The sequence below is a fragment of the Bacillus sp. MAG717A genome (genome assembly GCF_036884855.1).
Classification (GTDB): domain Bacteria; phylum Bacillota; class Bacilli; order Bacillales; family Bacillaceae; genus Bacillus; species Bacillus safensis.
The window spans coordinates 1,807,249-1,819,848 of sequence record NZ_CP145733.1 but is presented as its reverse complement, the minus strand read 5'-3'; the positions used below and the strand labels follow the sequence as shown (position 1 = coordinate 1,819,848).

Genomic DNA, 12,600 nt, shown 5'->3' with positions numbered 1-12,600 from the left:
CCCCCTTGGACACACATTCTCCTTTAACCTATGTTTGTCCAAGAAAGGTTAGAACTATTGGAACGAAGGGAGTGTACGCCCTCCTGCGGCTTTTTGCAGACGGTTCATAATGGCAGAACCAACTCCCTGCTCTGAAAAGGCTTCAGAAATAATCAAGTCTACATCCGTTTCATCAAATTGTCTCAGTACACGATAGAGGTTTGCAGCAACCGTTTCAGGTTTTTCTCTCCATCCACAGCTGTACACAACATCTGCCGCAAAAAGCGATTTCTTTTCTTCTGTTGTCAGTACTCCGACTTTTAGACCTTCAGCTTTGTATTTCTGAATGTGCCGCTGCATGTCTTCATCACTTCCATGAAAGATATACATTTGGGCTTCAGGTGCATAGTGTGTGTATTTCATACCTGGCGATACAGGCGCCTCGTCCTTTTTTGTCAGCCCTGGATCCACACTCACCGTCCCCACGACCTCTTCTAATGCTTCTTTTGTAATTCCGCCCGGTCTTAAAATCACTGGGATCTCACCGACACAAGATACAACGGTTGACTCAACCCCAATTCCAGTTGAACCGCCATCCACAATTCCAGCGATTCTTCCTTCGAGGTCACTCGCTACATGGTCAGCTTGTGTTGGTGAAGGTTTCCCTGAACGGTTCGCACTTGGTGCAGCAATTGGCAGACCAGCTGCTCGGATGAGCTCAAGCGCAATGGGATGGTCAGGCATTCTCACACCTACTGTGGATAAACCTGCTGTAACCTGCTTGGATAAAGTGCCTGGCTTACACGGAAGAACGATGGTTAAGGCGCCCGGCCAAAAGGCATCCATCAGCGCCTTCGCTTTTTCGCTTTCTATTTGTGCAAATTCGTGAAGCTGCTGAACTTCCGCAATGTGAACAATCAACGGATTATCACTCGGACGCCCTTTCGCTTCATAAATTTTCATCACGGCTTCTGTCTCTTTCGCATTTGCCCCGAGTCCGTAAACGGTCTCTGTCGGGAAAGCAACCACTTCATTTTGCTGCAGCAGATCGGCCGCCTGTTTAATTTGTGGATAGTATGTGGATAAATCCTTTTCTAAATCCACAGACCACCTTTTTGTATTTAACATCATACAAACTCCTTTTAAAAAAGATAAAACTGTTGATATATCTCAATTATCCTTTTGAAAGTATAAAAGATGATGATCAATAAAACAAGCGTTGTCCACAATTTGTGGATAACGCTTGTTTTGTAGTGGATAAGTATGTGTATAAGTCCATCATTCTGTGATTAACTACCTTTTTTTTGCAGGACCACAGCCTGTTCTTTCCCCAATGTCTCTTTTGCATGTGCAGAGCTCCATATGCTTTCTGGGATTTCTTCTAAAGGCGCAAAGCCCATTAATGCCAAAAAATCATGGGAAGAGGAATGGTTTGCAACGACATAAAAAGTATCCACACCTATTTTTTCTCCGAGCGTTTGAACGCTTTGGAACAAGGAGACAATGTGCCCCTGACCGAGCTTATCTGATATGACAAGAGACCGCAGCAATCCCTCTTGTTCATTGAGCTGTTCAAGACCTAAGCAGCCTGCCAGCTGACCATCCGCATCTTCCATCACGACAAATGTCGTTCGCTCTGCAAGCGTTACTCCGCCTTTTGCTTGTCCCTTTTCAAGAAAAGCATTGATCGCCGGGACATCTTCCTCTGTGGCTATTCTTAATTGATAATACATGCTTTCACCTCTTTTTTGATCTCTTACTTCAACTCTATGAGGCAAAAACCGATTTATACCTTTTTTAAGAGAAAAGACTAGAGACCCATTCGAACAAAAAGAACTTCACTTCACCTGTCTCTTCTTCCTCTTCTTTCACCACTTCATTGACAGACTCTTTCGTTTGCTGCGCTGTCACTTGTTTATCATCATCGCCTTCTGGTGAGGCAATGGCTTCTCCGTTTGAAAAATCGATAAAGCAGAGCGGCGGGAATAACACACACCACCAGTTAGCTCCGTCTCCTTCTCCAAGTGTAATTAAAATGGCTTCATATTTCCCAGCAGGGTAGACGAAATTTCCATAGAGCTTTGTTGGAAATGAAGCTTTTTGAAAACTGACCGATACGGATTGATCAATGTGCTGTTCCTTCAATTTCGCTTTGGCGATACGATTGATTTCTGGCAGCTTTGATCGAATGACACGTCTTGCTTCTTCAATGGATGTGAGGTCTTTGACCCACTCCGTCATATTCGCATTGACCTCGTCACGAATACTTCTTTTCACATCCTGATCCGCTGAACGATCACTATTTGCTAAAATGCGTAATCGAATTGCTTCATCTGGTATGACAACAGGCTGATTTGCAGAAGCAGCCGCTGTCTCCTCTCTGCCAAGGTTTGCAAAAGCACCGCATAATAATAGAAACATATAAAGACAAATCATCGTTTTACTTTTCAACATTGTGTGTTCCCCCCCACTTTTTCTCTTCGCTACAAACATTGTGTCCAGGAAACTCATCTCATAAACAGTCAACATAATTATTTTTTTAATAGATTATGAGTCAAAACAAAAAAGCCGTTCTCTTTAAGAACGACTTTTGAGTGAGGATTGGTAGTCAGAAGGGTACAGTCTCCCATCCCAATCTCGGCTGATTTTTAACCCAGATTCTGTTTTAATAACAGTCATGGCCCCTTTTTTCTTGATTTCTTTTTTTACCTTTCCTTTTTGATCGATAAATTGGATCACCATTTCATAGTTAAATTCAATTCTGTCATCGCTTTCATCTGAAGGCGTAAACATAATTTTCTTCAGTTTAATTTGACAATCTTGATCCTTCGCCGCTTCTAATATGCTCGGGAACATGCTGTCTTGTGTATATTCTTGATATTCGTGTTCGGTTAAATAAACCTTCAGCTTCTCTTTCATGTCAGATAGGTCATCCGTTCGATTCACTGTGTATTGTGCTTTTTTATAGCTTTCTCCAAATGCTGCTGCCTCTTTTTTAAAGCTCGGTTTACCACAAGCACTCACAATCAATAGTACACTGACGATGACCAACACCATCGCATACCTTTTGTTCACACCATTCGCTCCTTCAAAACAAATTTATGTAAAAAATCATGATCAGAATGTTCATTCTTCTATATATACGTTTCTCTTTTACCATAAGTTTCATCTTTACATAATAAAATAGTCCGGCTATATTCAGCCGGACTTTCCGTTTTGAATGTGAGCGCAAACAGCTCGATCTTTTCCATTAATATCTTTAACGATGTAAACATGCGCTTTAGGAAATGCCTGCACGAGAAGCGCTGTGACTTCTTGACCTTGCGTATGTCCAATTTCAAAGACAACAACTGCCTGCTCACTCAGCACGCTGTGAAGATCACGAACAAGGCGCTTATAAAACCACAAGCCATCACGTCCATCCGTCAGCGCATTTACCGGTTCATGCTTCGTCACCACCTCAGACAGACTGTCCATTTCTTCCGCCGCAATGTAGGGTGGATTGGAAATAAATACATCTACTTTGATGCCTTGAGCTATAACCGGTTCAAGTAAATCTCCATGTAAAAAATGAACGTCTGCCCCGAGCGCTTGTTGATTCCGTTTAGCTACCGCAAGTGCTTCATGTGAGATATCAGTCGCTGTGACAGATAGTGATTTTTTTTCAAGAGCGAGCGTAATTGCAATGGCTCCGCTTCCTGTGCCAACGTCAACTGCTTTGAGCGGCTGATCGGGCGGGAAAACGTCACCTACCAAATTGAGCGCCGCCAGAACAACTTCTTCCGTTTCAGGACGAGGAATAAGAACATGCTTGCTCACCTCGAAGGGACGTCCGTAAAAAAATTCAACACCCGTTAAATGCTGAACAGGAACACCAGCCTTATGCTGCGTCACAAATTTGCTGAACAGGTGATCTTGCTCCTCAGGCAGCGCATCATGAAATCGTGCAAGAAGCTCACTTCTGCTCCAGCCGAGCACATGCATCAACAGGAGTTCTGCTGCATTTTGGTCTCTTCCGGCTTCCGTTAACAAAGAAGAAGCCCATTTAAGGGCTTCGAAGATTGTTCGCTGATTATTTTGCATCTTGAAGCTTTCTTGCTTGGTCTTCCATGATTAGTGCATCAATGACCTCGTCAAGTTTTCCTTCTAAAATTTGATCAAGCTTTTGAATCGTCAATCCGATGCGGTGGTCTGTTACACGGTTTTGCGGAAAGTTGTACGTACGGATACGCTCTGAACGATCCCCTGTTCCAACCGCAGATTTACGTGTTTGATCGTATTCGGCCTGTGCTTCACGCTGGAATTTATCATAAATTCTCGCACGCAGTACTTTCATGGCTTTTTCTTTGTTTTTAATTTGTGATTTCTCATCCTGACAGGACACAACAACACCTGTTGGAAGGTGAGTTAATCGAACAGCTGACATCGTTGTATTGACACTTTGTCCGCCAGGTCCGCTTGATGCAAATGTATCCACACGGATGTCTTTTTCATGAATATCAATTTCAACTTCCTCAGCCTCAGGTAATACAGCGACTGTCGCAGTGGATGTATGAATCCGTCCGCCCGATTCTGTTTCTGGAACACGCTGCACGCGGTGAGCACCATTTTCAAACTTTAGTTTGGAGTATGCGCCTTTCCCGCTGATCATAAAGATAATTTCTTTATAACCGCCTGTGCCAGTGACACTTGCTTCCATGACTTCCGTTTTCCAGCCCTGCATTTCAGCATAGCGGCTATACATACGGTAAAGGTTTCCCGCAAAAAGAGCAGCCTCTTCTCCACCCGCTGCACCACGAACCTCCACAATAACGTTCTTATCGTCATTCGGATCTTTCGGGATCAGCAAGATTTTCAGCTCGTCTTCTAAACGTTCAGTTTCCTCTGTGAGCTCTGAAATTTCTTCTTTGACCATGTCGCGCATCTCGGCATCCAGCTTCTCTTCGAGCATTGCTTTCGCATCATTCAGCTGGTCGTAAGCCGCACGATATTGTCTATATACCTCAACAGTTTCTTGAATATCGGATTGTTCTTTCGAATATTCACGAAGCTTCTTAGGGTCGTTCACCACTTCAGGGTCACTTAAATATTCATTTAGCTTTTCATAGCGTTCTTCAATTGATTTTAAACGGTCTAACATGGTCTTCACCTCTGTTTTGTGCGTAACAGTCTAATTATAGTATAGCGGGGTATGACAGTCAAAAAAATTTCCAAAACAATTGATTTTCTGCAATTTTTCGCTATAAAACACGATCTTTGGCGATTGGTTACTTGTTTTGTCTAACGTGAAGGAACAGGTCCTCCTTAAAGAGAATGGTACTTGTAATTGAAAAAAGGGAGGGCATTTGGTTTGAATACAAATGAGGTTGCAAAGGAACTTGGTGTTTCTTCAAAGACGATTCAGCGTTGGGTCAAACAGCTCAACATCCCTGTCGCCCGGAATGAACTTGGACATTATGAATTTCATGAAGATATTGTACAGCTGCTCAAAGAGGTCAAACACCAAATGAGTGAAGGTGTGATCCTCCAAGATATTCAACTGCCAATCCATAAGGAAACCGTTCGTCAAGCAGCACCTGCTGCCGAAGCTGATGTCTCCATACAGCGGATTGAAGCATTAGAAAAACAAGTAAAAGAGCTCATTCAGCAGCAATTACACGTCACTGATGTAGAAGACCGACTGCAAGAACTTGAACAGAAATTGGCTAAAAAAGCAGATGAAGGTGTATCGTATCAGCTGCTTCAGCACCGCAGAGAAATTGAAGATTTATCCACAAAATTTGACCGCCTCGCCGCAACCTTGAAACAACCGTCACAAGTAGAAGAAAAAAAGGAAACCGCACACCCTGATATCAAAAAAAAGCGTGTACTCTTCCCTCTGTTTCATTCAATTCGCTAAGAAAGGCTGCCTCGATAGGCAGCCTTTTTACTATATTATACGGTAAGTGCAATAATGATCGGTAATGTGATGAGTGACATGATGGCACTGATGACAAATGCGGATGCAGTTTCCGCCTCTTGTTTTTCAAATCGTGTTGCGATCATCGCTGCAACAGCTGAACCTGGGAAGGCTACAAGTAATACAGCTTTTGTAATTTCATCAGCCGAAAGACCCATAAGAACAGCAATAAAATACATAAGTATTGGTTGTACAGCTACTTTTAGCAATGCAATACTGAAGGCTGGCAAGCTTAATTTAATTTTGCGGATACCAACAGTGACACCGACTGCGAATAGCGCAACCCCTGATGTAACGCTGCCAATTTCCTCTAACATTTCGTGTCCAATTGCAGGAAGTTTAAATCCTAAAAGAACAAGAATGATACTGGCTAACGGTGCAAGAGCAAGCGGCTCTGATAAACCGTGCAAAATCGCTTTTGTCGTCATTTTTAGGAAGCTTTCGCCGTCTTTTGTTTTCCCTTTTGTTTTTTCACCGACAGTTGACACAATAATTGCAATTGGATCAAGCAGTGCATTTACAACTATTCCGGTAATCGCAATCGGAATTGCAACCTCTTGAGCTCCAAATAAACTGCCCAAGACCGGAATCCCCATAAATGCAAAGGTCGGTTGTGCTGAGTTTAACGAGAAAACAGAAGAATCTGTTAAATCATATTTAAAAGCAAATTTCGTAACTAAAAGGATAATGATATAAAAACCAACGATTCCGAAAATCAATGCAATGAAAAATGGAATTTGACTATAGAATTTATCTTTTGGTGTTGACAGAATACTGGCGATAAAGTGCGCTGGTAAAGCATACTTTGTAACAAGTGTACTTACACCTTTTGCAGATTTAGCGTCATAGCTGCCGAAGTGTCCTGCGAACCAACCCAGCGCGATAACGAAAAAAATCGGTGCTAGGAGGATCAAAATATTTAAAAAGTCCATCTTACTATTCCTCCTTAAATCCTTTACATGTTTCTTATTTATTGCGGCATTGCTTAGATTACCCGAAGCAATGCCGCGTTACACATTTTATTATGCTCTTACAATTTTTTTATATTCAGGAATCCACATTGCGTCTTTCACAGCTTGTTCGATGTTGTCAGGCGTTTTTCTTGCGACACCATCTTCAATTGCTGCTTTCGCTACTTCAACAGCCACATGAATTGACACTTCTTGCAATTTATCAATACTTGGAAGAAGACCAGCACCTGGTTTATCATGATCAACCATTTCAGCAATTGCATTCGCAGAAGCAACGAACATGCCTTTTGTGATGATTTTTGATTCTGTTACGATTGAACCAAGACCAAGTCCAGGGAAAACGAACGCATTGTTTGATTGTCCGATTTCATGTTCGATTCCATTATACTCAACGTTTTCGAACGGGCTTCCTGTTGCAACAAGTGCACGGCCGTCTGTCCATTTGAATAGATCTTCTGGCACTGCTTCAGCAAGCGGTGTTGGGTTAGACATTGGCATGATCACTGGACGCTCTGTATGAGCTGCCATTTCTTTAATGATTTCTTCAGTGAATGCGCCGCCTTGACCTGATGTACCGATAAGGATTGTCGGCTTCACTTGGCGAACAGTTTCTGCAAATGAGATTTGTCCTTTTTCATCGCGTGCCCAGCCTTCTACTTCATCAGAAGTACGAAGGTATGGTTTTTGGAAATCAAGCACTTCATCTTCAAATTGATCTGTTAGCAATCCTCTGTAGTCTAAAGTCCAGAATGCATTGTTTGCTTCTTCTTCTGTTAAACCTTCAAGAACCATTGTGTCACGCATTTGATCTGCGATTCCGATACCAGCTGATCCAGCCCCGAAGATGACAACACGGTGATCTTTCAATTGAGTACCAGTTTTCTTGACAGCTGCAAGCACACCCGCTAAAGTAATGGCACCAGTACCTTGAATATCATCGTTGAACGTTAAGATGTTATCATTGTATTTTTTCATGATGTTACGCGCATTTTTGTTTCCAAGGTCTTCCCAGTGTAGCAATGCTTTCGGGAAGAATTTAAGTGCTGCTTTTACATAAGCATCAATGAATTCTTCGTATTTTTCACCTTGTACACGTTTGTGGTGGTTCCCGATGTATAATGGGTCATTCAATAATTTTTCATTGTTTGTTCCAACATCTAATACAACTGGAATCACGCGGCTAGGATCAATACCTGCTGCAGCCGTGTAAACAGCTAATTTACCGATTGCGATGTTGATACCACCAACACCCCAGTCACCAATTCCAAGAATACTCTCAGAGTCAGTTGCAACGATGAGGTCAATATCTCCAGCAGTTGCGTGCAAGTTTTCAAATGCTTTCTCGATGCCGTCAATGTCGTCGATTGAAAGATAGACACCATGAGGTCTTCTGTATTCATGGCTGTATTCTTGAATCGCTTCACCAACAGTTGGTGTGTACACAACAGGAAGCATTTCACGAAGCTTTTCTGTTAGAAGCTTGTAGAACAATACTTCGTTACGGTTTTGTAAATCACTTAAGTATACGTTTTGACGAAGACGATCCGGCTGAGCTAGAAATTGCTTGTACGCTCTTTCTGCTTGCTGTTCTAAAGTGAGAACCGTTGGAGGAAGTAAGCCTTCTAGTCCAAGCTCTTGTCTTTCTTCTTCAGAGAAAGCAACGCCTTTGTTCAACGTTGGAATAGATAATACGTCTTTACCTGTCAAAGTGGTTTCGAGGTACCCTTCTTTTGTTTTCTTCACGTTGTTCATCAAAAACTACCCTCTTTCTAAAATATAAATAAAGTGAACTATTAATCCAAAGAACGATTAAGGAGAAAAATCCTTAATCAAAAAAATTATGACAAGAAATCGAACTTTTCGTTAAAATGCTTTACACTACAGTTAGTCATTTTATGCCTGCTTATAACAAAACGCAAGCGTTGAAAATTAGATAATTTAATCGTAGTGTTATTTAATTTATTTAAGTACAAATGATGGGTGTTCAGCCAAAATCTCGAAAAACGAAACACAGCGGCATTTGCTATTTTTTTAATTGTCAAGTGTTGTACCAACATCAAGTCTTGGTACTTCATGGTGATGTCTGCATCGTGCTTCGTATGATTCCTGCGCACCTACTAAAATAATAGGATCATCATAGGATGCGGGTTTACCGTCGATCAAGCGTTGTGTTCTACTCGCTGGGGAGCCGCATACCGAACAAACTGCTTGAAGTTTTGTTACAAGCTCTGCACATGCCATTAAATGCGGAACAACACCAAATGGCTCTCCTCTGAAGTCTTGATCCAGGCCTGCAACAATGACTCGGTAGCCTTGGTCAGCCAATTGAGTGACAATGTCAATGATTGTCTCATCAAAAAATTGCACCTCATCAATGCCAATGACATCGGTTCTTTCTGATATGTGCGTTATTATGTCTTTTGGTGAGGCTACTGCAATCCCATCTAATGATGAACCGTTATGTGACACAACTGAGCTTGTACTATATCGGTTATCAATCGCTGGTTTGAATATTTTTACTTCTTGTTTGGCAAAGGTGGCCCTTTTGGCTCTCCGAATCAATTCTTCCGACTTTCCAGAAAACATACTGCCGCAGATGACTTCAAGCCAACCGCTTTGTTTCATCACATACATAAGGTCTTCTCCCCCGTTTTAAAGTTCCATCAATCCACGTAAAAAAACAGGCAAGAACGGATTCCTGCCTGTTTATTGTATCTATTATTACTTAAGACCGTATTTTTTGTTAAAGCGGTCAACACGTCCATCAGCAGAAGCGAATTTTTGACGGCCTGTATAGAAAGGATGGCACTCAGAGCAAATCTCGATGCGTACCTCTTCTTTTACTGATCCAGTTTCAAACTCATTTCCACAAGCGCATTTGACTGTAGCTTTTTTGTAGTTAGGATGAATTCCTGTTTTCATCTACTGTCATCTCCTTCCGCCCTGAATCCAATTCGGAAACAGAGTTAATATCTCAGAAATAAATTCTGAAACGCACATGATAAAATTATAACAGTGTGAGTCTATGATTGCAAATGTATTTTTTCAGGGAAGCTATCTTCTTGATGCAGACATATTGGCTTGTTTCCATTCTTGCGTTAAAATATCGAAAAATTCTTGGTTTGTCTTTGTTTTTCTCATTTTGCGCATGAACTTCTCAGCGAAGTCAGGTGTATCTGACATCGATTTTCTCATCGCCCATAGACGATCAAGATGCTCTTTTGGTACAAGCAGTTCTTCTTTTCTCGTACCAGAACGGCGAATGTCGATCGCAGGGAAAATTCTTCTTTCGGCCAAAGAACGGTCCAAATGAAGCTCCATGTTTCCAGTTCCTTTAAACTCTTCATAAATCACGTCATCCATACGTGATCCTGTATCAACAAGTGCAGTGGCTAAAATCGTCAAGCTTCCGCCTTCTTCAATGTTACGCGCAGCACCGAAGAAGCGTTTTGGACGATGGAAAGCCGCAGGATCAATACCGCCTGAAAGCGTTCGGCCGCTTGGCGGAATCACAAGGTTGTATGCACGAGCAAGCCTTGTGATGCTGTCCATTAAGATGATGACATCTTTTTTATGTTCAACAAGACGCATGGCACGCTCTAATACAAGCTCTGCTACTTTAATGTGGTTTTCCGGTACTTCGTCAAAGGTTGAACTAACAACATCCCCTGCAACAGAACGTTCGATATCTGTTACTTCTTCTGGGCGTTCGTCAATCAAAAGGACAATCAGCTCTGCCTCTGGGTGATTTTCAGAAATGCTGTTGGCAATTTCTTTAAGTAAAATGGTTTTCCCAGCCTTAGGCGGTGCAACGATTAAACCACGCTGTCCAAATCCAACTGGCGCCATCATATCCATAATTCTAGTAGACAGGTGATTAGGCTGTGTTTCAAGAATCATTTGGCGGTCAGGAAATAGCGGTGTGAGTGCAGGAAAGTGAACACGTTCCTTTGCTGATTCTGGGTCGTCCCCATTTACCGCTTCTACATGAAGGAGGCCATAGTAGCGTTCATTCTCTTTTGGAGGTCGTACCTTTCCAGACACTTTATCTCCATTTCGTAAATCAAAGCGTCTGATTTGTGAAGCTGAAATATAAATGTCTTCAGAACTTGGGGAGTAGTTAATCGGTCTTAAGAAACCAAATCCCTCAGACTGAATAATTTCAAGAACCCCTTCCATAAATAAGAGATCCTCTTGCTCAGCGTTCGCCTTTAAGATGGCAAAAATTAATTCTTTTTTTGTTAGTTTGCTGTAATAAGAGATTTTGTATCGTTTTGCTAACTCATACAGCTCTTTTAATTTCATATTTTCCAAAGATGAAATCGAAACATCTTTCAATATGGACACCACACTTTTCCAGTCAATGTATTTCTTTACAAATGCATGACCAATTGTATTTGATTAGCTTTTAATTCCGTTGTTGTTGGAATGACCTCGCTCTCATGGTAACGCTCCCACTCGTTTTATCGTGAAAGATAGGAACAATGTGAAATAGAGCTTTTTTAACATAGAGAAGGATAATGAGTATATCGTCATGATGCGGCAGTATTTAAACTTGTTGAAGCTTAAAAGAAGTAAATTCGCAGAAAATTTCGCAGCACTCTTTAGTTTTACCTCATTTGCAGAGAATATTCAACTTTTAAAAGAAAATGATATACATTTGACACCTATATGAAAAGCGGGTAATGAATACCCGCTTTCAGATTACGGACGAATGACAAGATTCGGTTTTTTCTTTAAGCTGTGTCTGCCGTCTACGAAACGAACCGTACCTGATTTCGCACGCATGACAACACTATGTGTTGTTCCAACAGAGCCTTTGAATTGAACACCTTTAAGTAATTCGCCGTCCGTTACACCTGTCGCTGCAAAAATGGCGTCATCTCCTTTTACGAGATCTTCCATTCTGAGGACTTTACCAACATCCAGCCCCATTTTCTCACAGCGTCTTAGTTCTTCTTCACTTTGAGGAAGAAGCTTACCATGAATTTCACCACCAAGTGCCTTTAACGCAACAGCAGAAAGGACACCCTCAGGCGCTCCGCCTGAACCAAATAGAATATCAACACCTGTGTGATCAAATGCTGTATTAATGGCTCCTGCAACGTCACCATCATCGATCAGTTTAATTCTTGCTCCTGCTTCTCTCAGTTCAGCAATAATTTTCTCATGTCGATCTCTGTTTAAAATCGTTGCAACCACATCTTCAATATCTTTGTTTTTCGCTTTTGCAACAGCGCGAAGATTATCAATGACAGGCGCTTCAATATCGATGCAGCCTACCGCTTCTGGACCTACTGCGATCTTATCCATGTACATATCAGGTGCATTCAGCAGGTTGCCATGATCTGCAACTGCAATGACAGCTAAGGCATTCCAACCGCCGCTTGCCACAATGTTTGTTCCTTCTAATGGATCAACAGCGACATCTACGCGAGGTCCATATCCGTTCCCAAGCTTTTCCCCAATATAAAGCATTGGTGCTTCGTCCATTTCTCCTTCGCCAATGACCACTGTTCCCTTCATCGGAATAGTGTCAAATACATCACGCATTGCACTTGTTGCAGCATCATCCGCCTCGTCTTTTAATCCTCTTCCCATCCAACGGGCAGATTTTAATGCGGCTGCTTCTGTCACCCGTACTAGTTCCATCGATAAACTTCTTTCCATTTTTGTCCAAATCTCCTCTCA

The 12,600-nt window shown here is 41.9% G+C and carries 13 protein-coding genes; 1 reads left to right on the top strand and 12 read right to left on the bottom strand.

Annotation, left to right across the window (positions count from 1 at the left end; translation table 11 throughout):
* Positions 1-54: 54 nt before the first annotated feature.
* The 6 genes from V6Z54_RS09285 to prfA all read right to left on the bottom strand — a co-directional run bounded on the left by V6Z54_RS09285 (position 55) and on the right by prfA (position 5,119).
* Positions 55-1,107, bottom strand: coding sequence for an L-threonylcarbamoyladenylate synthase (locus tag V6Z54_RS09285; RefSeq protein WP_082179317.1), 1,053 nt, complete (start codon positions 1,105-1,107; stop codon positions 55-57).
* Positions 1,108-1,268: 161 nt separating this feature from the next.
* Complete coding sequence (locus V6Z54_RS09280) at positions 1,269-1,712, bottom strand: general stress acyl- n-acyltransferase (protein ID WP_075612059.1); 444 nt, start codon at positions 1,710-1,712, stop codon at positions 1,269-1,271.
* A 64-nt stretch (positions 1,713-1,776) separates the two neighbouring features.
* Entirely contained in the window at positions 1,777-2,430 is a 654-nt protein-coding gene (gene spoIIR / locus V6Z54_RS09275) for a stage II sporulation protein R (protein WP_024423738.1), read from the bottom strand.
* Positions 2,431-2,556: 126 nt separating this feature from the next.
* On the bottom strand, positions 2,557-3,036 hold the full coding sequence (locus V6Z54_RS09270) for a hypothetical protein (protein ID WP_047202611.1): 480 nt from the start codon (positions 3,034-3,036) through the stop codon (positions 2,557-2,559).
* A gap of 141 nt (positions 3,037-3,177) precedes the next feature.
* Positions 3,178-4,062: a peptide chain release factor N(5)-glutamine methyltransferase gene (gene prmC, locus V6Z54_RS09265; RefSeq protein WP_041087840.1), complete on the bottom strand. Its 885-nt coding sequence runs from the start codon at positions 4,060-4,062 to the stop codon at positions 3,178-3,180.
* On the bottom strand, positions 4,052-5,119 hold the full coding sequence (gene prfA, locus V6Z54_RS09260; protein ID WP_024423741.1) for a peptide chain release factor 1: 1,068 nt from the start codon (positions 5,117-5,119) through the stop codon (positions 4,052-4,054). The genes prmC and prfA overlap by 11 nt, the downstream gene beginning before the upstream one ends.
* A gap of 210 nt (positions 5,120-5,329) precedes the next feature.
* On the opposite strand from prfA, the gene racA reads away from it, so the two are divergent.
* Positions 5,330-5,878, top strand: coding sequence for a chromosome-anchoring protein RacA (gene racA / locus V6Z54_RS09255; RefSeq protein WP_073978865.1), 549 nt, complete (start codon positions 5,330-5,332; stop codon positions 5,876-5,878).
* Between the two features lie 35 nt (positions 5,879-5,913).
* Here the strand turns inward: racA and V6Z54_RS09250 are convergent, their stop codons facing one another.
* From V6Z54_RS09250 to glpX, 6 genes are all read right to left on the bottom strand, one after another.
* The gene (locus tag V6Z54_RS09250; RefSeq protein WP_041087836.1) at positions 5,914-6,870 is read right to left on the bottom strand and encodes an AEC family transporter; all 957 of its coding nucleotides are present in this window, start codon (positions 6,868-6,870) and stop codon (positions 5,914-5,916) included.
* Positions 6,871-6,960: 90 nt separating this feature from the next.
* A complete protein-coding gene (malS, locus tag V6Z54_RS09245; protein WP_041087834.1) occupies positions 6,961-8,661 on the bottom strand; it encodes an oxaloacetate-decarboxylating malate dehydrogenase in 1,701 nt (566 codons plus the stop codon).
* A 279-nt stretch (positions 8,662-8,940) separates the two neighbouring features.
* On the bottom strand, positions 8,941-9,543 hold the full coding sequence (locus tag V6Z54_RS09240; protein ID WP_073978863.1) for a thymidine kinase: 603 nt from the start codon (positions 9,541-9,543) through the stop codon (positions 8,941-8,943).
* 87 nt (positions 9,544-9,630) lie between these two features.
* Complete coding sequence (rpmE, locus tag V6Z54_RS09235; protein WP_003215407.1) at positions 9,631-9,831, bottom strand: 50S ribosomal protein L31; 201 nt, start codon at positions 9,829-9,831, stop codon at positions 9,631-9,633.
* 132 nt (positions 9,832-9,963) lie between these two features.
* Complete coding sequence (gene rho, locus V6Z54_RS09230; RefSeq protein WP_008354975.1) at positions 9,964-11,247, bottom strand: transcription termination factor Rho; 1,284 nt, start codon at positions 11,245-11,247, stop codon at positions 9,964-9,966.
* A 366-nt stretch (positions 11,248-11,613) separates the two neighbouring features.
* Positions 11,614-12,579, bottom strand: a complete 966-nt coding sequence (gene glpX / locus V6Z54_RS09225; RefSeq protein ID WP_012011567.1) for a class II fructose-bisphosphatase — start codon at positions 12,577-12,579, stop codon at positions 11,614-11,616.
* Between the last annotated feature and the right edge of the window lie 21 nt (positions 12,580-12,600).